Origin of the sequence: Aeromonas sp. MaB10011B (genome assembly GCF_017939325.1) — a bacterium.
Lineage (GTDB): Bacteria > Pseudomonadota > Gammaproteobacteria > Enterobacterales > Aeromonadaceae > Aeromonas > Aeromonas caviae.
Genome location: NZ_JAGKRK010000014.1, coordinates 17,132 through 40,224, shown reverse-complemented (window position 1 = coordinate 40,224; position 23,093 = coordinate 17,132). Strand labels below are relative to the sequence as shown.

General features: G+C 60.0%; 34 protein-coding genes and 2 other RNA genes. 3 read left to right on the top strand and 33 right to left on the bottom strand.

Annotated features, from left to right (window positions below; all coding sequences use genetic code 11):
- Positions 1-129 precede the first annotated feature (129 nt).
- The gene (locus J9893_RS06575; RefSeq protein ID WP_210600140.1) at positions 130-798 is read left to right on the top strand and encodes a hypothetical protein; all 669 of its coding nucleotides are present in this window, start codon (positions 130-132) and stop codon (positions 796-798) included.
- Positions 795-1,130 (top strand): hypothetical protein, encoded by a 336-nt coding sequence (locus J9893_RS06570; RefSeq protein WP_210600141.1) that lies wholly within the window; start codon positions 795-797, stop codon positions 1,128-1,130. The genes J9893_RS06575 and J9893_RS06570 overlap by 4 nt, the downstream gene beginning before the upstream one ends.
- Before the next feature lie 124 nt (positions 1,131-1,254).
- On the opposite strand, the gene J9893_RS06565 is transcribed toward J9893_RS06570, so the two are convergent.
- The 33 genes from J9893_RS06565 to J9893_RS06405 form a co-directional block, all read right to left on the bottom strand.
- Complete coding sequence (locus J9893_RS06565) at positions 1,255-2,004, bottom strand: hypothetical protein (protein ID WP_210600142.1); 750 nt, start codon at positions 2,002-2,004, stop codon at positions 1,255-1,257.
- Complete coding sequence (locus tag J9893_RS06560; RefSeq protein ID WP_210600143.1) at positions 2,004-2,447, bottom strand: hypothetical protein; 444 nt, start codon at positions 2,445-2,447, stop codon at positions 2,004-2,006. Before J9893_RS06560 ends, J9893_RS06565 begins: the two co-directional genes overlap by 1 nt.
- On the bottom strand, positions 2,444-2,860 hold the full coding sequence (locus tag J9893_RS06555) for a phage protein Gp36 family protein (protein ID WP_210600144.1): 417 nt from the start codon (positions 2,858-2,860) through the stop codon (positions 2,444-2,446). Before J9893_RS06555 ends, J9893_RS06560 begins: the two co-directional genes overlap by 4 nt.
- Positions 2,857-3,165 (bottom strand): HI1506-related protein, encoded by a 309-nt coding sequence (locus J9893_RS06550; protein ID WP_246875516.1) that lies wholly within the window; start codon positions 3,163-3,165, stop codon positions 2,857-2,859. The genes J9893_RS06555 and J9893_RS06550 overlap by 4 nt, the downstream gene beginning before the upstream one ends.
- 96 nt (positions 3,166-3,261) lie before the next feature.
- Complete coding sequence (locus J9893_RS06545) at positions 3,262-4,170, bottom strand: Mu-like prophage major head subunit gpT family protein (protein ID WP_210600145.1); 909 nt, start codon at positions 4,168-4,170, stop codon at positions 3,262-3,264.
- Positions 4,171-4,224: 54 nt separating this feature from the next.
- Positions 4,225-5,370 (bottom strand): phage protease, encoded by a 1,146-nt coding sequence (locus J9893_RS06540; protein WP_210600146.1) that lies wholly within the window; start codon positions 5,368-5,370, stop codon positions 4,225-4,227.
- Between the two features lie 213 nt (positions 5,371-5,583).
- Entirely contained in the window at positions 5,584-6,015 is a 432-nt protein-coding gene (locus tag J9893_RS06535; protein ID WP_210600147.1) for a phage virion morphogenesis protein, read from the bottom strand.
- 93 nt (positions 6,016-6,108) lie between these two features.
- Complete coding sequence (locus J9893_RS06530) at positions 6,109-7,398, bottom strand: PBECR2 nuclease fold domain-containing protein (RefSeq protein WP_210600148.1); 1,290 nt, start codon at positions 7,396-7,398, stop codon at positions 6,109-6,111.
- Positions 7,398-8,984, bottom strand: coding sequence for a DUF935 domain-containing protein (locus J9893_RS06525; RefSeq protein WP_210600149.1), 1,587 nt, complete (start codon positions 8,982-8,984; stop codon positions 7,398-7,400). The genes J9893_RS06530 and J9893_RS06525 overlap by 1 nt, the downstream gene beginning before the upstream one ends.
- The gene (locus J9893_RS06520; protein ID WP_210600150.1) at positions 8,984-10,552 is read right to left on the bottom strand and encodes a terminase family protein; all 1,569 of its coding nucleotides are present in this window, start codon (positions 10,550-10,552) and stop codon (positions 8,984-8,986) included. Before J9893_RS06520 ends, J9893_RS06525 begins: the two co-directional genes overlap by 1 nt.
- Positions 10,552-11,127: a DUF3486 family protein gene (locus J9893_RS06515; RefSeq protein WP_210600151.1), complete on the bottom strand. Its 576-nt coding sequence runs from the start codon at positions 11,125-11,127 to the stop codon at positions 10,552-10,554. The genes J9893_RS06520 and J9893_RS06515 overlap by 1 nt, the downstream gene beginning before the upstream one ends.
- Positions 11,117-11,377, bottom strand: a complete 261-nt coding sequence (locus tag J9893_RS06510) for a hypothetical protein (protein ID WP_210600152.1) — start codon at positions 11,375-11,377, stop codon at positions 11,117-11,119. Before J9893_RS06510 ends, J9893_RS06515 begins: the two co-directional genes overlap by 11 nt.
- Positions 11,378-11,379: 2 nt before the next feature.
- The gene (locus J9893_RS06505; protein ID WP_104452627.1) at positions 11,380-11,676 is read right to left on the bottom strand and encodes a hypothetical protein; all 297 of its coding nucleotides are present in this window, start codon (positions 11,674-11,676) and stop codon (positions 11,380-11,382) included.
- Positions 11,673-11,975, bottom strand: a complete 303-nt coding sequence (locus J9893_RS06500; RefSeq protein WP_081332095.1) for a DUF2730 family protein — start codon at positions 11,973-11,975, stop codon at positions 11,673-11,675. The genes J9893_RS06505 and J9893_RS06500 overlap by 4 nt, the downstream gene beginning before the upstream one ends.
- Complete coding sequence (locus J9893_RS06495; protein ID WP_042074576.1) at positions 11,956-12,183, bottom strand: TraR/DksA family transcriptional regulator; 228 nt, start codon at positions 12,181-12,183, stop codon at positions 11,956-11,958. Before J9893_RS06495 ends, J9893_RS06500 begins: the two co-directional genes overlap by 20 nt.
- 26 nt (positions 12,184-12,209) lie before the next feature.
- Positions 12,210-12,431, bottom strand: coding sequence for a hypothetical protein (locus tag J9893_RS06490; RefSeq protein ID WP_010674002.1), 222 nt, complete (start codon positions 12,429-12,431; stop codon positions 12,210-12,212).
- Complete coding sequence (locus J9893_RS06485) at positions 12,424-12,726, bottom strand: hypothetical protein (RefSeq protein WP_210600153.1); 303 nt, start codon at positions 12,724-12,726, stop codon at positions 12,424-12,426. Before J9893_RS06485 ends, J9893_RS06490 begins: the two co-directional genes overlap by 8 nt.
- On the bottom strand, positions 12,723-13,310 hold the full coding sequence (locus tag J9893_RS06480) for a glycosyl hydrolase 108 family protein (protein ID WP_210600154.1): 588 nt from the start codon (positions 13,308-13,310) through the stop codon (positions 12,723-12,725). The genes J9893_RS06485 and J9893_RS06480 overlap by 4 nt, the downstream gene beginning before the upstream one ends.
- Positions 13,311-13,794: 484 nt before the next feature.
- On the bottom strand, positions 13,795-14,538 hold the full coding sequence (locus J9893_RS06475) for a hypothetical protein (protein ID WP_210600155.1): 744 nt from the start codon (positions 14,536-14,538) through the stop codon (positions 13,795-13,797).
- 194 nt (positions 14,539-14,732) lie between these two features.
- Positions 14,733-15,170: a Mor transcription activator family protein gene (locus J9893_RS06470; RefSeq protein WP_210600156.1), complete on the bottom strand. Its 438-nt coding sequence runs from the start codon at positions 15,168-15,170 to the stop codon at positions 14,733-14,735.
- The gene (locus J9893_RS06465; protein WP_210600157.1) at positions 15,163-15,753 is read right to left on the bottom strand and encodes a regulatory protein GemA; all 591 of its coding nucleotides are present in this window, start codon (positions 15,751-15,753) and stop codon (positions 15,163-15,165) included. The genes J9893_RS06470 and J9893_RS06465 overlap by 8 nt, the downstream gene beginning before the upstream one ends.
- Positions 15,737-15,916 (bottom strand): hypothetical protein, encoded by a 180-nt coding sequence (locus J9893_RS06460; protein ID WP_210600158.1) that lies wholly within the window; start codon positions 15,914-15,916, stop codon positions 15,737-15,739. Before J9893_RS06460 ends, J9893_RS06465 begins: the two co-directional genes overlap by 17 nt.
- The gene (locus J9893_RS06455; RefSeq protein WP_210600159.1) at positions 15,903-16,133 is read right to left on the bottom strand and encodes a hypothetical protein; all 231 of its coding nucleotides are present in this window, start codon (positions 16,131-16,133) and stop codon (positions 15,903-15,905) included. The genes J9893_RS06460 and J9893_RS06455 overlap by 14 nt, the downstream gene beginning before the upstream one ends.
- A gap of 40 nt (positions 16,134-16,173) precedes the next feature.
- Positions 16,174-16,237: hammerhead ribozyme type II (locus tag J9893_RS06450), an RNA gene on the bottom strand.
- Complete coding sequence (locus J9893_RS06445; protein WP_128342244.1) at positions 16,236-16,448, bottom strand: hypothetical protein; 213 nt, start codon at positions 16,446-16,448, stop codon at positions 16,236-16,238. The genes J9893_RS06450 and J9893_RS06445 overlap by 2 nt, the downstream gene beginning before the upstream one ends.
- Before the next feature lie 5 nt (positions 16,449-16,453).
- An RNA gene (locus J9893_RS06440) (hammerhead ribozyme type II) lies at positions 16,454-16,523 on the bottom strand.
- Positions 16,524-16,525: 2 nt separating this feature from the next.
- Complete coding sequence (locus J9893_RS06435; RefSeq protein ID WP_042074589.1) at positions 16,526-16,723, bottom strand: hypothetical protein; 198 nt, start codon at positions 16,721-16,723, stop codon at positions 16,526-16,528.
- A 14-nt stretch (positions 16,724-16,737) separates the two neighbouring features.
- Positions 16,738-17,358 (bottom strand): DUF3164 family protein, encoded by a 621-nt coding sequence (locus J9893_RS06430; protein ID WP_210600160.1) that lies wholly within the window; start codon positions 17,356-17,358, stop codon positions 16,738-16,740.
- A 41-nt stretch (positions 17,359-17,399) separates the two neighbouring features.
- Positions 17,400-17,630, bottom strand: coding sequence for a hypothetical protein (locus tag J9893_RS06425; RefSeq protein WP_042074593.1), 231 nt, complete (start codon positions 17,628-17,630; stop codon positions 17,400-17,402).
- A 55-nt stretch (positions 17,631-17,685) separates the two neighbouring features.
- Entirely contained in the window at positions 17,686-18,246 is a 561-nt protein-coding gene (locus J9893_RS06420; RefSeq protein WP_210600161.1) for a transcriptional regulator, read from the bottom strand.
- Positions 18,230-18,847, bottom strand: coding sequence for a hypothetical protein (locus J9893_RS06415; protein WP_210600162.1), 618 nt, complete (start codon positions 18,845-18,847; stop codon positions 18,230-18,232). The genes J9893_RS06420 and J9893_RS06415 overlap by 17 nt, the downstream gene beginning before the upstream one ends.
- Positions 18,848-18,892: 45 nt before the next feature.
- Positions 18,893-19,615 carry an ATP-binding protein gene (locus J9893_RS06410; protein WP_210600163.1) on the bottom strand — a complete coding sequence of 241 codons (723 nt, stop codon included), beginning with the start codon at positions 19,613-19,615 and terminating at the stop codon, positions 18,893-18,895.
- A gap of 44 nt (positions 19,616-19,659) precedes the next feature.
- Positions 19,660-21,873 (bottom strand): DNA-binding protein, encoded by a 2,214-nt coding sequence (locus J9893_RS06405; RefSeq protein ID WP_210600164.1) that lies wholly within the window; start codon positions 21,871-21,873, stop codon positions 19,660-19,662.
- A gap of 408 nt (positions 21,874-22,281) precedes the next feature.
- Between J9893_RS06405 and J9893_RS06400 the strand changes: the two genes are divergently transcribed.
- A complete protein-coding gene (locus tag J9893_RS06400; RefSeq protein WP_081332097.1) occupies positions 22,282-23,028 on the top strand; it encodes a helix-turn-helix transcriptional regulator in 747 nt (248 codons plus the stop codon).
- Positions 23,029-23,093: the final 65 nt, after the last annotated feature.

Here is a 23,093-nt window from a genome sequence, read left to right as displayed (position 1 = left end):
ACTAGTTTATTTCATGGTAGCCAATGTCATTCATTCCGATTATGCTGTGCGACTAGATTGTTGGTATGTGGTAGAGTCCCGTAACAACTTAACACCCACCTTAATTTCGGCATCATCGAGTGACTCGCAATGGAAAAAATCATTAAACTACAACTAGCATTGTTTTTTCAAATACCAGAAGCACGCCCAGACATTCACTACAGCCCCATAAATAATGATATGGGGAATTTATTTGATGGCATGCCGCAGATCATACCACTACCATTTGAGGCTCCGCACGATATTCCACGAGTCACTTTACGCTCAGGAAATGACCGTTACAACTGCAACATCGCAGCATCTAGAATTGACCTAATATTCAATGAGGTTGGAGCACCAGAGTTAGAGTGGCCTGAACTGATGAAGGATTTTTCCTCAAAATCCACATTATTCGTCAAATCAGTATTTTCTCGGATACCAATTGTTAGATTTGGTCTCGTTGGTAGTTTCTTTATCCAAGACAAAAATGCTTCATCAAGCATAAGCAGAAAATACCTTAAACAAGATTTAAGCACTGCGGAAGAAATAAATTTTCGATATAACAAAAGGGCTGAGTCGCACGGGCTGGAATTAAATAATATTATTTCAATAAATACTGCCTCAATGATATTCATTCAAGAGGAAAAAGGGGTTTATATCGAGCGAGATATAAACAACATCCCCACTGACACGCCTCTAAAACAGGAGGAAGTCCTTTCATTAATAACAAAATTCATGCCCACTTATGGTCCAGACCAGATTAAAGGGCTGATAAAATGAGCAACGGCACATCAACTACTCCACCTCAGATACCCAACAGTTCTAGTGCTCAACCTACGGAATCACAGGCTTGGCAAAAAGTACTTGCGGACGCATCTAAACCTAAAACTCCCGCACAAATACGTGCGGCGGGTGAAGTAACGGTAAAAGTAGGTGTTTTATGGTTTGTTGGGGCAACATGTGTGGTACTGGCTGCGTTTGGTGGAGCGATGTTTTTCTATGATGCCAACGTAGCAAAGGATGTTTGGGTTATATTTGGTCCTATCATAACTGCGGGAATAACTGGGACAATTGGTTATTTAAGCGGTGAAAGTAAGGGTTCGAGCAAGTGACGTAATGTCTAATGCCAAAAGATTTGCTTGTTCATTGAATTCGCAAAGACTGCTAGCTTCATCATGATGTGAATGTATTAAGTTAAAACGGCGGGTCTCCCCGCCGTTTTCATTGCACCACCTTTCACACCGTCTCCGGCCGATCCACATAGAAAGGCGCATCCTCGCCATCCAGGGCCAGCAGCTCACCCTCCAGTTCGATCTCGATGGGCTTGTCACTGAGGAAATCCACCGCCTTCTTGGGGGCCAGCGAGGCGCGGGGTACCGTCAGCAGGATGGACTCCCCGCCGATCACACTGCGCCCGTCCAGAGTCAGCTTCGCCTTCACCTCCGGCTGCACGTTGCCGGCGATGCGCGTGCCGGTGACGGCGTTATAGCTGGCACTGACGGTCACCGGTCCGCCGTCTGCCACGGCTCCCGCCTTGGTGGCGCGCAGCAACCCCAGGGCATAGTTGATCTCGAAGTCGGTACCCAGCACCAAAGAGGTGGAGCCCTCTTTCACCACCAGACCGGTGGCCGACAGATTGGTTTTGCCCAGGCTCACCCACTTGGGGTGTGCCGGCAGGGTCACCGGCACCTCGGTAAGCGTCCCCGCGCCCTGGTTGATGGGGCTCTCCAGCCCCATAAAAGCGGCGGCCAGCAGCACCGGCGGGATCTCGCTGGTCTTGATGCTGACCGTGGCCGGCTTGGGCACGAAGTAGGTTTCCCGCGCCTGACCGAGCTTGCCCTTGCGCTTGCTCGGGATGCTGATCTTGTCGCTGTCGGGTTTGACCTCCAGGCTGTTGACGTCCACCGGGCCAATCACCCCGTTCGAGACGTTGTTGGTGAAGGTCTCGATAAAGAGATCCCCTTCCAGGTGCAGTGTTTCGCTCATCAGCGTTCTCCTTTGAATTTCACGGTCACATTGAAGGCGAGCGGCAGAAATGCCACCCCGCCCTGGTAACTCGGTCGGGCAGGACTCGCCGCCCGACTGAACACGCTGCTCTCATAAGGTCGCCCCGCTACGGCCTGCAGGATGCGCCCCATCCACACCCCGGCACGGGGCTGGTTCGGGGTGGCACGGTGCACCAGCAGCACCAGCCAGCTCTGCTCGAAGTGGCTCACCCGCCCGGACTGACTGCCCTCCAGCGGCCGCTCCCCTTGGTAGAGGATGTGGATGGCCGGATGAACCTGCGCCAGGTTGGCGGCGGCCGCCATGTCGGTGGCCACAAACACCTCCTTGAGCCCCTGCGACTTAAGCGGCAGCAGCAGCCCCTTGAGGGCCTCCCCCGCCGCCAGGTAATCGAGCTCAGCCGGGCTGGATGTGGGTCCGCTCATAGGAAGCCCCCACTGCCCCGGCCAAAGACCCGGCCATCGGACTGCAGCTGGGCCAGGTTCTGGCTCTCCACCTGCTCACCATCGGCCGCGAGGCCCAGCGCCAGCTCCCCCTTGCCCACCGATTTCAGGAAGGCCAGGGCCGCCTCATAGCGCTTGGCTATCTGTTCCGGTGCCTGCTCGCCATAGAGGCGGTGGCGGGCAATGTCGGCGCAGATGGGGACCAGGGCGCTCGGCACATGGGCCAGCGGCAACGGGTAGCGTCCCGCCAGGTAGCCATCGATCAGGGCGCTGGCGTCCTGCAGGGCGACGGTGATCGCCGCTTCATCCAGCTCGCCGGCCGGGGTCATGGCGAGGCGCAACAGCTCCGCCTCGCCAAAGCGGGTCACCATATCGCTGACGCTGGCGTAGCTCATTTGCCTTTGCCCTTGCTGCTGACGGGTGCGGCTGCAGGCTCTGCCGCATCAGGGGCCGGGCTCAGGCCGCCCACTGCTGCGTCCAGATCCCCGTTCGTCTGCGGTGCATCAGTCGACGCGAGGGCGACGTCTTGACCCAGGCGGGTGACCACCAGGCGCGGATCGGCCTCCAGGGTCTCGCACTGCACAGGCGACACAGCCAGCTCAGACTTACCAGGTGCAATCGCCAGGCCCGCGCGATAATAGAGCTGACGAACTGTTGATGTGATGCCAACTCGAATAGCCTGTTCCATCTCGTGTTCCATCTCATGTTTCCCTCTGTCTCGTTCCATCCAGGATCCGGTTTAAACGGGGGGTAAACGCCTGTACTGCGCACGTTTAACCCCGCCGTTAAACAGCGCTTACAGGTAGTCAGCCACCACCAGTTCCAGCTTGCCCTTGAGCTCGTTGCTGGAGTTCTCGGAGAGCTCGCGCTCCAGCATCTGGGTCGCCAGCTTCTCAAGCGACGCCGGCACCACCAACAAGGTCGGCTTGATGCCGAGCTTGCGGCCACCGTCTGCCTGGAACTCCCGCATCCGGCTGAAGGCATCCCACAGGTTATCGGGGGTCAGCGCCCGCTTGTTGGCGAACGCCAGTTGCCAGAAGCCGAAGCCGGCGGCATCGCGGCAATCCACCCCGTAGCGGAACTCCTTGCGGGTGAACACCGCCTCGTCGTCAATCTTGGTCATGGCGATGAGCTGCGGCGACTTGCGATCCTGGAAGATCACGGGCTTGAGGGCGCGGCTGGTATCGAGCAGATACCAGGACTCGCCGGTATAGGCGCCATCCACCACCAGGTTGGCCACCATCGTCGGGGAACCGGTGCCATCGGCCTTGGGGTAGACCGGGTGGTCGGTGTCGAAGAAGTACTGGCCGTCGTAGCAGGGGGTGGTAAAGCCAGCCCCCAGCAGGCCGAAGCAGAGCTCGTCGGGATGCACCCCGGCCGAGCGCCCCATCTCGGCGAACAGCGGGGCATAGATGCCCAGCTCGTCGTCCTCGATATCGTTGCGATCGACCCCCACAGTGGCCTCGAAGTCTTCGTTGACGATCTGGTAACCGTGCGCCTTCATCGACTCGATCACCCGATCCCCGATCCACTTGCGCAAGCTCGGGAACTTGCCGAGCCAGCCATAGGTGTTGGACTTGGTGGTCGATTTGATCACGGTGGCGATCTTGGTGTACTGACTCGGCGCCTCGCTCTTGGCGTCTTCAAAGTTCTTCTTGAAGCCGGTGAAGAGGGACTGCAGCAGCGCGGGGGTAATCATGGCCATGGTCTATTCCTTCTCTGGTTAAACGGAACTGCCTTCACGTGAATCGGGGCGTGCTCAGGCCTTGGCCTTGGCAAAGTCCTCGTGGCTGATGCCGAGCTGGTCGGCGGCGTACTTGTCCTCGGCCGAGAGCACGGCCTCCCCTTTCTTCTCCGGCAGGGTGACGGCGGCGGTCTGGCTCGCCGTGAGCGCGGCGATGGCCGGGCGCGGGTCCAGCAAGGCCTTGAGGGCTGCCACCCCCTTCTGGGCGGCGTAGGCGGTCAGGTACTCCTCTTCGGCCGCCACCACCTTGCCGGCGGTGCGGGCCTCCTTGATAAGGGTCGCGGCGTCGGTGGTGTCCACCTGGGCGGTCAGGGCCGCCACCTGGGTGACCAGGGCGTTATAGGTCGCCACCGGCACGTATTGCGCCAGGTCAACCTGGGCTCCTTGTTGTACTGACGTCGTCTGTGCCTTGAGGGCGGCCAGAGCGGTCTTCTCGGCCGAGAGCGCCGCCTCCAGCTCCGGCGCCTTCTTGGCGCTGGCCTGCAGGCTGTCGAGCTCGGTGAGCGCCTTCTGCAGTTGCTCGTCGGTGGGGTCACCGGTCAGCTCGATGCCGAGCTTGGCCAGCAGCTTTTTCAGCAGTTCATTCATGGAGTTCTCCTTGGTGAGGGTGGCCGGCTGGCCGGGTTGGATCAGTTGTGCACTCAAGGCCGCTAGCGCCTGCATGCCCACCACCCCGGGATCGTTGGTGATGGAGGTCATGCGCAGCTCCAGGGGGCGGCCCTGGGCGTCATAGGGGAAGACGGCAGAGAGGAAGCGATACTCTTTGGCCGCGACCAGGGCGGCGGCCCGCTCGGTCCAGCGGGGCTTGATAAAGAGGCCCTGGCCCTCGCGCCACTCGATTTCGTCACCGTTGTACCAACCGGCGGCCGGGGCCTCCTTGCCCGTCTTTTCGACATTGAGGGTCTGGTGGTCGTAGTCGATGAGGATGTCCTGGCCGAGTGCCTTGGCCCGGTTGATCAGGGTGGTGGCGATGGTCTTGTCCAGCTGCCAGTGACCGCCAGGCACGTCAAAGGGGCGGCCATCCCTGGCCTTGAACGGGCCGACCGGCAGCAGTTGATACCAACCGTCATCTTGCTGGGTAAGCTGCGCATCGAGCACAGCCAGCCCCAGGGTGGTGGGTCTGGCATTCAAGATGGCTACGGCAATCGCAGATGGGGGCATCACTCTCACTCCGGCTGGTCACAGCAAAAATCACTGGTGCCAGTGTTAGGGAGGGGAGCTTGAGGTGGGGTTTATGGTGGGTTACTGCAACAGCAGGGGGTGCCGGCACTGTTTAATGGTGTTTAAACACCGTTTTGCTGTGCGAAGAGCGGTCGGGCCATGCCATCGCACCGGCCCTGCCTCCGCAAACGCATTCTGAGGCGCCTGAGCGATTTATGACTCTTCCCCCTCCAGATAGCCACCCACCAGGTCGAGCACCTGTTGCTGATCGGCGGACGATGCCCCCAACCAGGCCCGCTCCGGTACCCCCATACCAAACTGGTGGTATTCGCCATATTCCTCCGGGGTGCCGAAGTAGAGCGCCAGCGGATCGACCTGGTAGTTGAGCATGTCCCGCAGGTAGTCATGCTCGCGCAGGATCAAGTCGTGCCCTTTACGCTCGATGGTCTCCTCTGACAGGGGCAGCCAAGGGGTACCATCGGGGGCCTGCTCGACCTGCCAGCGCTCACGATGGCTGGTCAGCAACATTTCCCCGATATCGGCCAGCACCGGACGCAGATCACCGCTCTTCTCGTAATACCGCTGCAGCTGTTCGAGCACCGGCTCATAGCCTGATGGGGTGATGGTGAGGAATGCCCCTGCCATGTTGCCTCCTTTATCCTGTTACCGTCATACTGAACCCGATCCGAGACGGGTGCGGACCGCCGCCATACCCGAGCAGGAGAGCCCGCCCGGCGGTCAGGGAGTGAGGGCCTTATCCTCGATGTGGATCAACTGCCCCACCCGCTGCCTGCCCACATACTTCAAGTCTGACGTCCCAATCAGCGTCCATGCGGTGAGCACACCGCGCACCGCATTGAACGCCACCAACACGGCATGACCCTTTCTGACCTGGTAGAGCGTGATAAAGCGGGTGCGCAGCACCACCTTGCCCGTCCCGGTATGCTGCTCGAAGCTCTGCCAGATCTCCTGCGGGTTCATCAGCGCGTCCATCAACAAAGGCAGATAGGCCGTGCGCTCTGGTGCAATGTGCTGGCCCAGCACTGCGGCATCCACCAACACCGTCCCTACCGGCGAGGTGATCAGCGCCTCATTGCCCCCCAGCGCGGAGCGCACCGCCGCTATCACCCCCGCCTGGTCAACCGGTTGTTGCAGTGGCTGGGGGAGCCCCCTGGGCACCAACCGTTCCGGGCGCCCTGCACTCTTCCAATTCCCCGGGGTCAGGCTCTGCCAGGCATTGCCCTGCTCACCTTGCCACTGGGCGAACTCATCCTCTGCCAGCCGCCGCCCAAACTTGGCCTCCCCCACCGAGTAGTCAAAGCCGGGGTCGATCCCCTTGGGTACCTGCGACACTTCGCCGGTCTTCTTGTTCAGGTACTCATAGTGACCATCGTCAGGCGCCTCGCCCACCTCGATCCCGTTCAGCTTGGCCCTGACCTTGGAATAACCCTCGACCCGGCACTTGCAGCCCCAGCCGTTCTGGGGGAAGTGGGTCTGCCACCAGGGGTCGTCCCTGGAAAGCGTGACCCCGTTCCAGTACAGGTGCTCCGGGCGGGGGCTGCGGCTGTCACCGTGGCGATAGACCCAGACCGGGAACTGCTGCAACTGCTGCCAGCGCCCGGCGTTATAGGCCTGGCGCATGTTGGTGTCGTAGATCACCTTGGCTCGCCAGGCCAGGCCGGCCTCACTGCCCTCACCGGTGAAACCGGTCCAGCCGTGTTTGGCCACGATAGACTTGAAGTCGTCGCGAAAATCCCGAAGGCTCATCCCCTCGGCGATGGCCTTGTCCACACTCTTGCGCAAGTCACAGAGCAGGTCGTCCTTCATGGCGCCGGCCACAGTGAAAGCCGTGGCATGTTGCCCACGCCAGAGCGCATCCCAGTACTCCCCTTTGACATTGAATTTGTCCCGGAAAAAGTCGATCGCCTGCTGAAAATACTGGCTGCCAGAGCGGGCATCCATCGGCCCCTCTGGCCCCTTCATGAAGGGGCCCAGGCTCTGCCGGCTACGCTTGGTGCTCTTTGCCATCACGCCTCCCCGGGCAGACCCACATCTGCCATGCCGGCCAGTTCAGCGGCCACCATCGCTCGTTGCATCAACATGGCCAGCTCATCGGTTGGCAACTTGCGATAACGCTCCAGCAACCGGTCCCTAAACTCCTCCAGGGAGTCCACCTCCCCCAGTAGTTGCTCGATCTCATCCGCCCAGCCTGCCAGTACATCTTCACCTGCGGCACTGAGCCGTGCAGTCAAACGGTCGGCCTTGTCCAGTGGCTGACGCTCCGCCGCCAGAGTGGCCACGCCCATTCTTTGGGCGGGGATCCCAGCCTTGAGCGCCGCCGTCCCTGCCTGCTTATCGACGATGACCAGCACCTCTTCCCCTTCCTTGGGCGCCGGGATCTGCAGCTTGTCGCGCACCCACTGCGCCGGGATCTGCATCCCCATCCCCACCAGGGCCCGCAGCGGATAGGCCAGATCGCGCATGTCCTCCGGTTCGGTCACGTCGAACTCCAGGCGCGGGCAGCGGCGAGGCCCCTGGAAGCTCTTGCCGTTCAGGGCAAACAGCGGATAGACCAGATCCCGGGTCAGGGTGGCGGCGAGCTGGCGCAGGTCTGCATCCCGCACCTCCTGGCGTACCTCGTTATGCACGTTGCCGAGCGCATTGGTCGAGCTCTTGCCGTCTGCCTGGCTGGTCAAGGTGCCCCCCAGGATAGCCTTGCTCATGGAGCGTTCGCACCAGTCCATCATCACTACAAAGGGGTCGGCCTGGCCGTTCGCCGCGTTCTGGAACTCGATTTCCATCCCCCGGGGGATGATGCCGCCGGCGTTATGACCGATGGAGAGCACCGCCTGCAGCAGGGTCGCCTTCTCCTTCTCGGTGGCCCCTTCCGGGTATTTGCCCAGGCGCACCGGCAGGCCGTAGATCTCCAGAAACTCGGCCAAGTCGCGCACGCTGTAGTTCTTGAACAGGAAGGGCCAGACCAGGGTGCGGATAAGGCCGGTGCGGGCGAGATAGCCGGATTTTGACTTGGCCTTGTGGACCACCCAGCCAAACGGGTTGAGGGCCGCCCCCTCCTTGCTGCCATCCCGCAGCCGCAACTGGTTCCAGTCATCCGGGTGGGTCTGGAACCAGGCGGGATCACGCCAGACGATGCCGGTGGGGAGCTGCAGCCCCTCCACCATCTCCCAGCCGCTGAACTCCTGGGCACTGAACCCCTTGAGCACCGCATCGGTGGCGTCAAAGAGGACGTCATCCAACCAGGTGAAGTCCTCCAGCAGCTCGCGGATCATCTCGCAGTCGCGCTGCTCGGCGGGGGTGGCATTGCGAGGCGGCTCTATGGTCCAGCTCACCCCGAGCAGGGAGCGGCGCCGCTTGCCAAGCTCGCTCTGCAGGTGGGCGTCCTTCTCCTCCATGTCTTCGGCCAGCTCGCACTGGGCGATGAGACTCCCCTCCTCCGCCTCTTTCAGCGCTGCCGCCGCCTTGCCCGGGGTGAGCCCCACCGTGGGGTGTTCGCTGTAGTGACGGCGCAGCTGGGCCAGCTTGGCGTCGTTCTCGGTCTGCGGCTCCTTCTGCAGGCGCAGCGGCTTGCCATAAATGTCGATGATCCCGGCCATTACCAGCCCCCTCTCTCATATCGGTGATAGTCATCGTTGTTGTCACTGCCATGGCCATCACGTTTACCTGGTAGTGGGGTGAACTCGATGGCGCCCCCCTCCATCCAGCTGGCCCGCACCGCCATGGCCAAGGCCACCGCAAAGTCGCCGTGGCGCTGCTGGCCGCCCTGGCCGGTGTTCTTGCCCTTGTCGATCTTGGGCACCCCGTTGATGACCTGGATCTTGCCCAGGTCGTCCTGCACGTCCGCATGGCGCGGGATGATGAGGTTGCCATCCTCGAACTCGGCCTTGAGCTTGGGCATCCACTCCCGATACCAGGGGTCATTGAGCATCACGCACTCGATCATCCCGGCGCCCCAGCGCAGCCGGGCCGCCTCCGCCAGATAACCGCCGTTGCCGGTGGCATCGAAGGCGGCCGCCGTGAAGCGGTGCAGCCCCGAGAGCAGGGTGAACAGGATCTGGCGCTGGGTCTCATAGGGGGCGTTGACCAGTTCCACCGCGAAGGGCACCCGTTTGCGCAGATTGGTCGCGATGGAGAGCGGGACGAACACCGACAAATCCCCTTTGCGGGCGAAGTCCTCGCCGAACACATGGCGGCAGCTGCGATCGAGCGCCTCCAGGTGGGGCTTGAGATTCTCCTCACACCAGATCTCCGCCACCGCCTTGCGGGTCTCCTCGCTTTGCAGCTCGAAGTCCTTCGGCGCCGTGAAGCGCAGGATGGGGATGTCCGGCTGCATGGCCCGCTCGATCAGGGTGCGCTTGATATAGACGCCGCTGCTCTGCTTGGGCACGCAGAAATACTCCTCCAGCGCATCCTCTTCGGTGGCGGTGTCTTTGAGCAGGCCCGCCTTCCAGGCCTCCTCTGCCTCTTGGGACCAGGACATACCTTTGACCTGGCAAATGCGGCGATAGAGCCCCTGGCGGCAGGCGTCATCGAGTGTGATGGTGTGGATGGAGTAGCGTTTCTTGCCGGCGCGGCTGTCGCCGATCAGCTGGTTAAACAGGTTGTCCACGCCGTTGTGGGTGCTGATAAGGCGCACCTTGGCGCCCCACATAGTCAACGCCAGCGCGGCTTTCAGCACCTCGGCCAGCCGGTCGTGGAAGGCGGCCTCATCGATAGTGACATTGCCCTGCATCCCCCGCAGGTTGGAGGGGTTGCTGGAGAGCGCCTGCACCTTGAAGCCCGAGGCGAAATAGACCACGAAGGTAAGGATCGCCTTGTCCTCGTCGTCGGTGAACACCTCCTCCTGGATCTCACCGGCCGCCTTATTGAATGCCTTGGCCCACATCGCCACCGCATCGATAAACTCCCGGGCCATCTCCTTGTTGCTGCCCACATAGAAGTGGTGGCAACCGCCAGCTGGCTTGGATTTGGAAGCGGTAAGCGTGGCGTCGGCCGCCTCCGCCCAGGTGATACCGGTACGGCGGCTCTTCTCGCCAATCTTGAGCGGGCTATCGTCGGCAATCCAAATCTTCTGGTACGGCAGCAGCACCTCGTCAGGGCTGTATTCGGTACCGAGGGTCTGGGCCAACTGCTGGGCGATAGTGGTCTGTACGATCGTGGTCATCAGGCAATCCCCAGGATTTCGCGGCGAATGGCGGCGGCGGCTTCACCGCTCAAGCCCGCCTGGGTGACGATGGCCTCGGTCTTGGCGGCTACCTCCTCGGCAAAGGCCTGGCGGATCTCCTTCTCCCGCTTGTGGCTCTGCATGGCGGTGGATTCGAGGCGCTGGGCCGCCAACATGGCGTTTTTCAGCATGTCGATATCCACCGCTTCCTCCGGGTTCTGCACCTGGGCCAGCATTGCCTTGAACAGCTGGGAGCGGCCGAGTTCCAGGATGAGCTTGGTGGTCTCCCCCATCGGCTTGTCACCGAGTTGGGAGGTGAGCGCCGCCGTGGTCTCCCGCAAGTCGCGCAGGTGCTGACCCACCTGCTCCACCTGGCTGGCGTGGCGGCTGAGCCCTGAGCGGGAGAGCTTGAGATCATCGGGCAGCCCAGCACCCTCGATAAGGCCATTGATCTCGTCCAGGATGGCGGCCTGGCTGTTGCCCTTGTCGCGCAGCATCTCGTTGAGGGCGTTGCGGATAGCTTCGGGCAGCAGCCACACCTTGCTGGCCCGGCCCCGGGTCGGTTTATCGCTCATGGCTGACCCCCTCACGTTTCTGGCGCTCAAACGTCTGCCGAATATCGTTAAGGCCTTTTTTCAACTGGTGGTTGAATGCTTTCTCTACCTGCGCCGCCACCGGGTTGCCCCGTCGCACCGCATTAGCGAAACCCGCCATATGCGGTACCGATTGCTCGATATTGAGCGCGTTAAACACCAGCCCCAGCTGATAAAGCAACTCACGCTCGCGGGCGGTTAACGGTTTCGGTTTCGGTTTTGGCTTGGCCATGCTCAATCCTCCGCCCTGGGCTTCTTGACGCCAGGTACGCTGGATCGCCCTTCGGCCACGTCTTGGCCCCGACCGGTCAGGTGTGCCACCTGCACCTGGGCAAGGCGTTCGATGCGCACCAGCCCCTGCTCATCCAGCCAGGCCAGCAGGGTCTTGACCCGATCCCGGGATACCCGGCCGGTACCCAGCTGATCGAGGCAGTCATTGAGGATCGACTCGTTGGCCGCCCCGCCGATATCGAGCAAGGATCGCAAGATCACCAGGCGTTGCTGGGCGTCCAATATTCCTTGAATGCTCATGGTCTCTCCTTGAGTTCATTTTCCAGCAGCAGGTCGGCCAGGCGGCGGGCCTGGCGCAGCTCCGGCGCCAGTGCCCGCAGCTCGCCGCGCAGTTCGCTTATCTCCAGTTGCAGGGTGTGCAACTCCTTCTCGGTCGGCAGATCCGAGAGTTGCTGCTCGACCCTGGCCACCCTGGCGGCCAGGCCGGTGACATCCTCACGCTTGGCATAGGTCTTGGAGAGCAGGATGATGACGATCAACCCCACCAGACTGGCCAGGGCGTACAGGGGCCCCCAGTTCTTAACGATGAAATCCCACACGGATTGCCTCCTTGCGCTCGAATAGGGTCTGGCACTCGATGCAGCGCGGCGCATCGGGTTCGGCATGCAGCCGTGCAATCGGGATGGGCTCATCACAATCGCAACAGATGCCATCGCCACGGGGTTTGGGCCTTGCCCGGTGGGCGTCAATAAGGCGCCCGGTCCGCTCGGCGTCGAGCTGCTGGGCGCGGTCTATGGGGTCGCTCAAGGGTGTCTCCTGCCCTGCTTGATGGATTATTTGATGACGTGGGTCGCCTTGAGGCGCCCCCAGATGGCCAGCAGGCCGCCGATGGCACTGGCCAGATCCACGGCGGTGGAGACCAGGCTGGTTTGGGTGCCGACATCGACCGGCACGCCGAACAGGCCGGCGATACCGGCACCCACGGCAATGATGCCGCCGATCACTGCGCGGCTTTGGAGCGCAGGCTTTGCTTGGGGTAACAGGGAATCAGGCATGATGGGTTTCCTTCTGTTGAGGTGGGGTAAGACGGGCACGGGCCCGCAGGCGATCCAGCTCGCCCACCGACCGCCAGCCCTGCTCAAACAGGGATTGGCGAGTGGCGTGATGGCTGTAGAGCGGGATGGCCTCCAGATCCGCACCGGCCAGGGCGGCCTTGAGATGGGCGCGGCGCCCATCCTTGAAGCAGGCGAGGTAACGGGGGTTCTTGAGCTCAGGGATGCCAAAATAACCGGCCACCTCGATCCGCTGCTGGGCCCGTTGGTGCTTGTTGGTGAGGCTGGGTTTGCTCATGCCGCCCCCTCACCGAATCGGGTCGAGAGCAGGTAACTCTGCAGGCGCAGCAGGCGGTTGCTCCAGCCATGGGCATTGGCCCACTGACTGGGGTCTTTGCGCACTATGCCAAGCATGAAACCAGCGCGGACCTCCAGCAGTGCGAGCAGCAGGGCCCGGCCACCGTCCCGGCCGGTCTTGGCAACCAGCACCCGCAAGGTTTGCGAGCCCAGCACCCCATCGACCATGACACCGAGCGCCTGCTGCAACTGACGCACCGAGCGGCCTGGGCCGTGATGCACGGCGCCGTCGAACAGGGCGATGGCAATCAGCGGGCAGACGCTATCAACCCGATCGCAACGGGCGGGCAACCAGTAGTTCGCTCGGTAAAACAGCTGGGCGTGGGCAGGGGTCGCATCGCCGACGGCAATATCCGGCCGGCCATCGCGATCGAGATCGAGCATGCCGTCTTTCTTGCCGTCGGCGGCATCGGCCATGCCGAACTTGGTATGGCCGCCACGGTCGGCCGGGTGGTTGACCTCGCCCCCTTCCACATCGGGACGAAGCAACCAGGCAAGCGCTATGGGATAGGTATCAGGCAACATAAAAGGCCCCTCGATAAACTGCGTTATCGCAGCGTACCGAGGGGCCTTTAGGGAGGGGGTTTATGGTGGGTTAATGCTTCGTTTTACGAAACCTTTGAGCCCCTAGAGCTTCTCATTTCAAAACATTTATCGAATAGCTTCTGAGCAAAAAGAAGACTCTCTTTGGCATCGGATTCTGTTACATCCTCAGATAGCTGATAGTCAGCTATACAACGCTTTGCTTTCTGTTGTCTCAATATCGCAGCCAAAGATCTCAGCTTCATAACCTCAAAAGCCTCTTTAGTTTTTGAGGAGTTCAAATAGTCAATCAGGCCTCTATGACCGCTTGATGAGAATGTTGGACAATGCTCCAGAGTGCCCAAAACCTCGTGATACATCGCGTAGTAAGACCTTGCGATAGTATTCCTATACGCAATTTCATCTCCGAATGTTATTGCTTTGGTTGCAAAATCATAGAAATCTTGGCCACAAACTGGCATAGCTATCAGCCCTTCTGCTCGATCATGGCATCATTATTCATTGATGCTTTGAAAAATGCGGTCATGGGTTTGTCATAAACCATTTCATCTTCAGCCATTCTCATGGCCAGCTCGAAGTTGGCATCACACAATATTTCTGGGTCTGCCTTCTCGACCGAAATGACCATAGCCAAATTTCCACCTTGTACAGAAATTTGGTTATCTAGCAGTGACAATCTTTTAAGAGCTGAGACTTCATGGACAACATTAGACAAGCGAGATAGATCTTGAGTGCCTATCCCCACGCGCTCCATGCAACTGGTCAGATCGTTCAACACAGATACAAACCTCGCTGATTCAGACGCCTGCTCTTCAACACTCAAGTACTTCATGTATTTAACACAAAAGTAATTGTACTTTTCTATATCCCGATTCACCCAAAGAGCGTGTTCTACTGCATGGCGAACCAACTCTATAGACTCATAGGAATCCGCAAATGAGTACACAAGCTCATCTAGCTTAGGGTAATCTGCCACATGCTTCAAATAGGTCTTGTAGTTGATAAGTATCACCAACGATGGATACATATGGGCCGCATGCTCAAAAGCTCGTCTTGCCCCATCAACATCTTGATACGCACCTAAAGCCAAAGCATTGAGTAAGGCTCGCTCTTCTGCATCATGTAGTACCTTGATCTCTCTACGGATACGGGCTAGCTCAAGCTCTCCAATAGCTACATTTGATTCAATGTAAGGGGTGAGTTTGTCCATCAACTCACTCATGTTGGATTGCGGCAGTGTCATAGATGAAAAAGAGACCTTAGAAGATTCTGTGACTAGTTGTACGCGAACCATGCAGATCCGACAACCAAATTGGGTCACAAATTCTACGACCAATGTTGATAGAGATCTACAAATGAAAAACCCCGCTATTGTGGGGTTTGTTCGTAACGTGAGGGCCATCGCTATGGATACCCGAACAAGTCAGGCTGCTGGCGGCGCCGTGTCAGCTGCCGCTGTTCTGCCACCACTGCATAAGTCTGCGGTACCGAGAGCCCGTGCTTGCGGGCAAGCTGGTCGATGTTGCGGCCATTGAACTCATCCCAGATGGCTCGGTCCCGCAGCGCCGCCTTGAGATGATCGCCGGTGGGGATGTAATAAGCGCGGCCCCCCATATAGTGGGCCTGCACCAATGCCAGCTTACGGGCCTGGGCCAAGGCCTTATCTGCCGCCATCCCGCCGCGCCCCAGCTCACAGGCGAGCACATCGACCAGCTCGGCCAGTGCCTTGGGCCACTTGGCGGTCAGCTCGGCCGCCGGGATCTGATCCAGTCGGTCCACCAACTGCCCCAAGGATTCATGGTCATCGGCGAACAGGTCCAGATTCTCTTGGCTGCTATCCATGTTGCACCTCCGCCTGCATCTGCTCAAAGGCGACCACAACGGCCTGATAGCCCGCCACCGCACCGCCCCTGCCGACAGGAACACGCCGCTTGGCGGACTGCAACGCCTCAACCATCGCCCGTTTGTGCCAGCGTTTGAGGGACTCCAGCACCGAGTAAGCGAGGGCACCATCGAGCCAGGCCACCCTGGCCACCCCGACCCCCTTGTTGAGCCGCACCGTCTGGCGCTCCACATAGTGATCGAGCGCCGTCTCACTGCCATCACGCAGCAGGCCGTGTTTGGCCATGGTGATCCAGATGGCCCGGATCACCCCTATCTCGGCCGTCCGCACCGGGGTACCGCTGGCAGGGCTTAAACGCTTCTGCTTGCCCCCGTTTACGGCACGTTTAACGGTCGGTTTAAACCCCGCCCCCTTCATGGCCAGCAGCACCTTGTCCAGCTCCTGGATCGTCAGTTCTGCCGCAGAGCGCTTGCCGCTCTGCTGGGCCAGCAGCTCCCGATAGGTTTCTTCATCCAGCCCCAGGGAGCGGCGGCCTACCTGTACCAATCGGATCAAGCGGGTACGCTCATTGCTTGCTGTCATGATTTCTCCCCACTTTTGCCACCCAGATTTGACCGGCGGGCACATCGTTTCCGTTGCGCCACTCAGGGCAATGACTATCGAGCCACTGCTCGGCACCTTGCTGGTTCAAGGGGCCAAACTTCATCACATAGGCCAGCAGGGCCTGCCAATTAGACGCCGCCATGACTGACCTCTGCGGCTCTGGTTTGCTGCAGCTCCTCCACGAGTTGCCAGCGCATCTGGCTGGCCTCCCCTGCCAGGGCGAATAACCCTTGCGCACGGGCCTCTCTATCAAACTGCTTGAGCTGTCTGCACACAGCCCGTTTGTCAGGGGTCGCCTGTGCAATGGCGGCCGCACTGAATATCTTGGTAAGCCGAATATCCATCTCTATCTTGGTCATCGCCGTGCTCCTTGTTCGAGGCGGTGAAGACCTGGGCCCAGGTCGGCTGCTCATCAGTGCCCGGCCACCACGCCGGGCAGACGGGGGAGCCCCCCGTTTCGCTTACTTGACCAGGCGCTTTCGTGCCTTGCTCACAATGGTGGCCAGCATGGCCATCCTGGACTTCTGATTGATGGCCTGACCGTACTGATTGATGAAATCAACGGCCAGTTGCGCATCGTCCAGAGCCTGCTGCGGATTATTCATCAGCAGGCATTCCAGGGAGCTTTTCGCATCGGCCACGCTGGTGTTCAGAAGTGCTTTCACGTTATCCATCCATCCTCCGGCTGCTCATCAGTACCCGACCACCACGCCGGGCAGACAGGGCGGCATGGCCGCCCTGTTTCGCACTGTCACTGCTCGAACTGCAGTGGCATCAGATCCTGGTACTCCTCTTCGCTCAGCGGCGCCGGGCCCAGCCCCAGCACCCATAACAACGCGGCCTTGATACCATCCTCATAGGTGTCATCGGGATAGCAGGTGCCTTCGGTCTCGCTGATCTGTTCACAGAGCTGCAGCTGCTCTTCGGCTTGTTCTACGTTGATATCCATCACGCACTCCTCCCTTACAACTTCGCCAGATCCAGGCTCATCTGGATGTAACGCCCCTGGGCGTCACGCTCGTAGAGCCGCAGATATTGGCTGGTACCGGTCACCTGGATGGCGTCGGCGATCGCCTGCATGGCCTGCTCCCAGTCGGCGTCGTCGATATTGAGCTGACGCAGGGAGAGCACCTGGTTGACGTCGATATGACCGGCCTTGGAAACCCGAAAGGCGTGGTCCACCAGGGCGCGGATCTCGGGGCTGGCGCCATCACTCCAGCGGGCGATGCACTGGTCGATCAGTACCTTGGCCGCCTGGATCCGTTCATCAAATTTGCGGTGCTCCCCTACGGCCCGGATCAGCTTGTAGCGACCGTCGAAACTGAGCAGGTTCACATTGCCCTTGGTGCCACCCCAGGCCACCCCGTACCGCTCGGCCGAGAGGTCCACAAAGTCGGCAATCTGCTGCATGGCGCCGATCTTGAAAGCCGCCAGGCGTGAGCGCTCTTCCTTGGCAGCCGCGATGATGCCCATCACCACCTCATCGCGCAGCTTGTCGGCCGGGGCGATCAGGTTTTCCGGTACCCAGTGACCCTGGGCGTTCTGCCGCATCGGGGTCGTGTCTTTGGTCTGTGCTTCTTGCATAAGGCTCTCCTTGATTTATCCCGTTGTTGTTCGGTGGCCGCTCACTGGCGCCAGTGCAAGACACAACCGCCAAAGCGCACCATGGCCACCTCGCTGACCACGCCAGCCAGGTACTCGCGCCCCCACACTGCCCGCCGGGTCATCTCCGGCGGCAAGGGGCCGGTCACCATCAGCAGCGGGGTATCGCGCACCTGGCCGGTGCGGACCTTGCAACCGTTCGCCGTCAACCAGAGGCGCAGCTGGTCGGCCGTGTTTTGCAGATTTCTGTTCATCCCTATCTCCTTGTGATGCCTCACTGGGCCCACCGCACACCCCGAGCCCGCTGGTTTATTGGCCGTGCTTCTCAACCTTGTCGAGCAACCGGTTGTATTTGATGCCCAGGATTTTGAGCTCTTCGGCAAGCAGCTCTGCCAGAATGCGCAGGCTGTTGCTGGCGTTCTCACCATCGCTTTTTGCCTGGCGGCGCAATCTGGAGAGGGTGGCGTCAGCGTCATAACGGGCGCTTCTGTCTCCACCTTTGCCGCTCTGTTCGACGGCGAGACGCATCGGCCGGCGCAGTTGCTGATCCTCGCTGAGCTGGCTATGGGGACAGCCGCTGTGGCACGCCTTCCAGAGCTTGATATCCATCGGTCTGGTTCCGACCTCATCCGCCCGTCGGCGCTGATGGGCCAGGCACTGATGCACCGGGATCTCCCCCAGAATGGGGCAGGTCACCTTGTGGCCCATCAGGTTCCCCTCCACCAGCTTCTGTACCCGCGCCAGATCGCCAGGGTACTTCTCGTTACAGACCTGGCTGATGGTGGTGCGGGACAGACCGAGCTTGTCGGCCACCACGGCCAACGAGCTGGCCGCCACCTCGGCTTGCAGAACCTCAAGCCACGTGTCCATGAGGGGCCTCCTTCATATCGAACTGGTAAAAACGCTGTTCGTTTTGATCCCAGCATCCCCCCTGTGTGGCCCTGACCATGGGGGCGAATCGCCCTGTATCCCTGACCAACTGGTAGCGATTCTGGTCACCCTTCACTTTGAAACGCTCAATCTTGTCCACCAGCCGGACATAACCAGCCCGGACCAGGAAGGTGGTGAAGGTACTCGCGCCGCTGTCATCTACCCCAGACGTGATCGCGAGGTCATTCAGGGTGAAAAAACGGCTGATTTTCATGGTGTTCCACATCTTTTGTTGAACCGTTTTGCGCCGTATCCGCCGCTTCTTGCGGTGCTTGGTGCTGCGGTTTCCTGACCCGAATTGAGGTGTTAGCGCTGCATCCACAACCTGATAACGACTGCCCCGGAACGATATACGGCGACCAAATGGTTTCTGGTAGACACAGCGCAGATGGCCACTTGCCAACCAGCGCCGAACAACCAGATAGACATTCCCCAGCTTTAATGGGCTGGCTGCCGCTAACTCCAAAAGATCAAAGGATTCTTGCTGGCACATCCACTGCCAAGCCGTCTCTGCATTGGTGTTTACACTTTTCCCGACCACTGGTATCCCTCCCGTGCTTTGTTGTTATTTGCTGGAATCCAGTGGCTACCGGCTGCGGCGCACGTCATGCAGCAGTTCGCTGGCGTCCACGTCCTCCAGCCGGATAATCCGGGCATCGGAGGCCATGGCCATCTTCTCGATCTTGTCCAGGGCCGAGACGATGGTGCGCACCACCCCGTTGGAGCGCTTGCGGATGAGGTCCAGCAGGGCGTCGTCGATCTCCACGTCCACCTCCAGCATTTCGCTGGCAATCAGGGAGACGTCTTCCAGGTCGGCCGGCTTGAACTCAATCCACTGGGAAATGCGGTTGAACAGTTGCTTGCGCTGGCTGATGCGGCGGGCAATCTCCTCCATCCCTACCAGGATCAGCGGCTGTTCGGTGGCGTCGTAGATATCGCGCAGGGTCTCCATGATGCGGGCATTGCCGACCACGTAGTCCGCCTCGTCCACGAAGATGGCCAGCTCCTCGGCTCGCACCGCTTCGACGATGCTGTCCACCTGCCCCCGCAGGTTGTGGCGCTGGGGAATGCCGATCTCCTTGGCGATCTGCTCCAGCAGGCTGGTCACGGTGTCGGCCTTGTAGCAGCGCACGTAGATGCCGTTCACTTCGTCCTGGTTGAACAGCCACTCCACGGCGGTGGTCTTGCCAAAACCGGATGGCCCGTGGATAAGACCGATGCCTGGCACGATGCTGGAGCGGTTGAGCAGGTTGTCGAGCAGCTGCTCGGTCTTAATCATATTTTTGACTTCGACGATTTTGTGTCTCATAGTGTTTTTGTCCTTATGAGGTAGTAGATGTACAGGGCCGCTCGTTAACCTTTTGCCTGGGTATTGCGAGTGGCCCTGATGTTTTCCAGATGGCGGTGGATCCGTTTTGCCATCAACTTGTGGCTGTAGAGGTACTTGGTCAGCCATTCCTTCTCCCGCTCAGTCAGCGGGGCATCCAACTCCTTCTCGGCCAGATAGATGGCCTGCTCGTACTCGGTCTTGAGTGCCCTGGATTCTTGCCCGGCCGCCGCCTGGGCACGGGCCGCTTTCTCCTCGCGGTGGGCTTCTATCGCAGCCAGTTCGGCGGCGCTGAATTGCGCCGGTTCGCGGGGAGCGGTAACGCCTGAGAGTGCGGCCAGTGCCGGGTTATCGAGCCCGAGATCGCCGCGCTGGAACTGAGCCACATCACGGGCCTGGTCAACGAAGTGACGCACCACATCCTGATGCAGCTCGTTGACGCCGAAGGTCTTGGCGAGACTGCGCATTTCGCGGCGAAAGCTGGCCAACGCCTTGGCATCGGCGCGTTTGGCGGCGCGGAAGGCATCCGGGCTGACGCCATTGCCCAGCAGGTCGAGGTTCACCGCCTCGATCCGTTCGTTCCAGTCGCCAGTGCGGTACAAGATGGCGCGACCCACGTCGCTCGGGTCGAGAAACACGCTGACCCGCTGGCTCTTCCAGCTGTTCTCCAGCAGCTCCGGGGCGCTGTATTTGAGGCCGCCAGCCTTGATAAAGCCCTTGGAGACCGTGGCCTCACCGATATGGTTGAGCAGCAGATCCAGCGCCGATTCATCGCCGATGGCGCGGCGCTGGTAACGGGCGCTCTGGTATTTCTCGTTGGGGGTCATCCCGAGCGAACTGTGTTTGCGGTTGTGATAGCGGGCATCCAGCCAGTCATCGAGCAGGGTCTGCAGCTCGGCCGCAGTCATGGCCAGCTCATAGAGCTCCTTCTCCGCATTCGGCTTGCGCTTCTCCTCCAGCCGTTCGGCAAAGCTCTTGCGAGCCTCGATCACCTGACGGTCAGCCACGCAGTGACCGACATAGCCAGGCAGCAACTCGATCAGGCCGTGGGAGAGAGTGCGGAAAAAGCGTTCGATATGCGGCTTCTCCCATCCCGAGTAGGCGTTGGAACGGCTGACATTCATGCCTAGCAGAGTGCAGATGGACATGACCCGCTGGCTCACGTAATCGGAGCCGTTGTCGGTGCGCATCACCCCGTTGTCGTTGAGGGTGCCCCAGGCCAGCAGGGTCTTGCGCAGCAGCAGGCAGATCCCCTCGCTCGATGAGGTTTTGGCCACCAGCAACCGCACCCGACGGGTGAACACATCGATCACCGCGATGATGCTGTGACGACCTTCCACCAACATGGCATCGACGGGGGTGCTGTCGAACTCCCACACGTCGTTGGGCTGGCCCATCCAGGGGTACATCTCCTCGATGGCGGTGCGGTACTTGTTGTTGTAGGCATCGGGGTTGGTGGCATAGGTAAAGGCCACCTTGTTCTCTGCCAGCCACTTGACCAGCCAGCGTCGCAGGGAGGACTGGCTCGGGATCTGCCAGCCAAGCTGGTTCATCTCGCTGTACTGGGTCGCCAGTTCATGCAGCGCCCCCCACTTGTTGGCCAAATGCGGTTTGGCAGTGATCAATGCCGTGAGGAAACGGGCCAGATCCGGGCTTTGCTCGACGCTGGATGGACGCTCCCGCTGGTAGTTCCCAGCCAGCGCCGCCGGACCGGCATCCGCCAGGGTGCCTTGCCAACGTCGCAGGGTGATCAGGCTGAACGGCTTCTGTTGCTCATAGACGCTCGCAGGGAGTGACAGGCTGCGGGTACGGTATGCCTCGATGAAGGCGCGGCGCCCCACCTCCCCTTGCTGACAGGCTTGATAAGGGGTCAGGTAGATATCGGCGGCCTGCAGGATCAACAGCCTGGCATCCACCTTCTTGCGGGCGGCAGCGCCCAGGGTCAGCAATTTACGCCCCGCATCCGGCTTCACCGGCACCTCGCGGGCAAGCAGCTTGGCCATCGCCTTGCCGCCGGCCGCATGATCGGTCACCGCTTGCCCCTGCTGGGCGACGGCCTGCTCTGCTAGGTAACGCCGGGTTTCTGCGGGCAGCGAACTGATGTGGTATTCAACGCCTTTGCCTTTCTCGCGCTTACGACTTTGCCACTCTTCACGCTCAGCCTTCTTGCGCACACCATCGGGATAGGCTGGCATGCCAATCAATCCGGCCAACCCTTGGGCGGTGAACCAGGTACTCATTGGCCACCTCCCAGCAAGTCGATGCCCAGCGAGTCGGAAAGCTGCCCCATGATGGAACGGCTTTCCCTGCGCTTGGGACTGACGCCCATGGATGGGGCATATTGTTTGATGCAGCGCTGCACTGCTCTGGGATGCAACCCTTTGGCGCGGGCCCAAGCAGCCTGGGAATATCCGCGTTTTATGAGCTCAGCCCTGATCCACTCTGGTGTTTTCCCTGACATACTCACCCCGTTTCGGTATCATCAAGTGTCGCGGCGCGTATCTTCATCACTCATAAAAGAATGATTTTATGTCGCAATGCGTCACATATGAATGATTGATCACCCCAAAAAGATTGACAAGTCTTTTTGTGCGGAATTTTTTGTCTATCGACTCACCAGCAATAGCCACTAGCCGAGAATTCCTTGTATGTCAGAGCGTTATGAAGAAAAACCACAAGCAGCACAAAAAGACGGTGAGGTATCTTTTCTGACGGTTGGAATGGATACTCTCAGTGACCGCCTGGATGAGTTACGTGGGAGTCTGAGCTACAAGGCATTCGCCGAGTTGGTGGGAATGAGCGAGTCGGGGATGCGCAAATACTTCCCCCCGTTCAATTCGCTGCCCACCATCGACAAGGCGCTGCGCATTGCGCGAACGTGCAATGTGAATCTGGAGTGGCTGGCCACGGGCCAGGGCCCGAAACATCCCGATGGGGTTGCCGAGCAGGCGGTGCGACCTGATGAGTTTGATGAGGAGTACGCGCTGATCGATGGCTACCATGTCACCGTGAGTACCGGCCATGGTGCGTTTAATGATGATCATGAGGTTAAACGCAAGCTGGCCTTTCGCCGCAAGTGGCTCACGTTCCGTAAGTTGAGCCCGGATAACCTGGTGGTGGTCTTTGCCAAAGGCGACAGCATGGAACCCACCATTCACTCTGGCGACTCCATCCTGGTCGATATCAGCAAGAATCAGATCGAAGATGGATCCATCTTCGTGTTGCGGCTGGGAGAGGAACTCTATGCCAAGCGCTTGCAGAAGAACTTCGATGGCGGGATCACCATCATCAGCGATAACCGGGTTGATTATCCCCTGCAGGTCGTTCCCGCCAACCAGCTGGAAAGCCTGGCCGTGATCGGCAAGGTTGTCTGGGCGGGGCACGATTTTTTTTAAATGACAGCGCTACAGACAGTCACTTAAACCCGGATTTAAACCACTAGCTGTAACCACAAACGGAA

Coding starts and splice junctions, on each gene's coding strand:
- J9893_RS06570 (WP_210600141.1), top strand. CDS start 795: ATGAGCAACGGCACATCAACTACTCCACCTCAGATACCCAACAGTTCT.
- J9893_RS06400 (WP_081332097.1), top strand. CDS start 22,282: ATGTCAGAGCGTTATGAAGAAAAACCACAAGCAGCACAAAAAGACGGT.
- J9893_RS06545 (WP_210600145.1), bottom strand. CDS start 4,170: ATGGCCATGATTACCCCCGCGCTGCTGCAGTCCCTCTTCACCGGCTTC.
- J9893_RS06525 (WP_210600149.1), bottom strand. CDS start 8,984: ATGGCCGGGATCATCGACATTTATGGCAAGCCGCTGCGCCTGCAGAAG.
- J9893_RS06505 (WP_104452627.1), bottom strand. CDS start 11,676: ATGAGCATTCAAGGAATATTGGACGCCCAGCAACGCCTGGTGATCTTG.
- J9893_RS06560 (WP_210600143.1), bottom strand. CDS start 2,447: ATGAGCGGACCCACATCCAGCCCGGCTGAGCTCGATTACCTGGCGGCG.
- J9893_RS06425 (WP_042074593.1), bottom strand. CDS start 17,630: ATGAACAGAAATCTGCAAAACACGGCCGACCAGCTGCGCCTCTGGTTG.
- J9893_RS06520 (WP_210600150.1), bottom strand. CDS start 10,552: ATGACCACGATCGTACAGACCACTATCGCCCAGCAGTTGGCCCAGACC.
- J9893_RS06510 (WP_210600152.1), bottom strand. CDS start 11,377: ATGGCCAAGCCAAAACCGAAACCGAAACCGTTAACCGCCCGCGAGCGT.
- J9893_RS06535 (WP_210600147.1), bottom strand. CDS start 6,015: ATGGCAGGGGCATTCCTCACCATCACCCCATCAGGCTATGAGCCGGTG.
- J9893_RS06530 (WP_210600148.1), bottom strand. CDS start 7,398: ATGGCAAAGAGCACCAAGCGTAGCCGGCAGAGCCTGGGCCCCTTCATG.
- J9893_RS06485 (WP_210600153.1), bottom strand. CDS start 12,726: ATGAGCAAACCCAGCCTCACCAACAAGCACCAACGGGCCCAGCAGCGG.
- J9893_RS06475 (WP_210600155.1), bottom strand. CDS start 14,538: ATGGACAAACTCACCCCTTACATTGAATCAAATGTAGCTATTGGAGAG.
- J9893_RS06470 (WP_210600156.1), bottom strand. CDS start 15,170: ATGGATAGCAGCCAAGAGAATCTGGACCTGTTCGCCGATGACCATGAA.
- J9893_RS06420 (WP_210600161.1), bottom strand. CDS start 18,246: ATGGACACGTGGCTTGAGGTTCTGCAAGCCGAGGTGGCGGCCAGCTCG.
- J9893_RS06490 (WP_010674002.1), bottom strand. CDS start 12,431: ATGCCTGATTCCCTGTTACCCCAAGCAAAGCCTGCGCTCCAAAGCCGC.
- J9893_RS06575 (WP_210600140.1), top strand. CDS start 130: ATGGAAAAAATCATTAAACTACAACTAGCATTGTTTTTTCAAATACCA.
- J9893_RS06515 (WP_210600151.1), bottom strand. CDS start 11,127: ATGAGCGATAAACCGACCCGGGGCCGGGCCAGCAAGGTGTGGCTGCTG.
- J9893_RS06445 (WP_128342244.1), bottom strand. CDS start 16,448: ATGGATAACGTGAAAGCACTTCTGAACACCAGCGTGGCCGATGCGAAA.
- J9893_RS06540 (WP_210600146.1), bottom strand. CDS start 5,370: ATGCCCCCATCTGCGATTGCCGTAGCCATCTTGAATGCCAGACCCACC.
- J9893_RS06410 (WP_210600163.1), bottom strand. CDS start 19,615: ATGAGACACAAAATCGTCGAAGTCAAAAATATGATTAAGACCGAGCAG.
- J9893_RS06465 (WP_210600157.1), bottom strand. CDS start 15,753: ATGACAGCAAGCAATGAGCGTACCCGCTTGATCCGATTGGTACAGGTA.
- J9893_RS06435 (WP_042074589.1), bottom strand. CDS start 16,723: ATGGATATCAACGTAGAACAAGCCGAAGAGCAGCTGCAGCTCTGTGAA.
- J9893_RS06555 (WP_210600144.1), bottom strand. CDS start 2,860: ATGAGCTACGCCAGCGTCAGCGATATGGTGACCCGCTTTGGCGAGGCG.
- J9893_RS06550 (WP_246875516.1), bottom strand. CDS start 3,165: ATGGAACACGAGATGGAACAGGCTATTCGAGTTGGCATCACATCAACA.
- J9893_RS06565 (WP_210600142.1), bottom strand. CDS start 2,004: ATGAGCGAAACACTGCACCTGGAAGGGGATCTCTTTATCGAGACCTTC.
- J9893_RS06455 (WP_210600159.1), bottom strand. CDS start 16,133: ATGACCAAGATAGAGATGGATATTCGGCTTACCAAGATATTCAGTGCG.
- J9893_RS06430 (WP_210600160.1), bottom strand. CDS start 17,358: ATGCAAGAAGCACAGACCAAAGACACGACCCCGATGCGGCAGAACGCC.
- J9893_RS06480 (WP_210600154.1), bottom strand. CDS start 13,310: ATGTTGCCTGATACCTATCCCATAGCGCTTGCCTGGTTGCTTCGTCCC.
- J9893_RS06460 (WP_210600158.1), bottom strand. CDS start 15,916: ATGGCGGCGTCTAATTGGCAGGCCCTGCTGGCCTATGTGATGAAGTTT.
- J9893_RS06405 (WP_210600164.1), bottom strand. CDS start 21,873: ATGAGTACCTGGTTCACCGCCCAAGGGTTGGCCGGATTGATTGGCATG.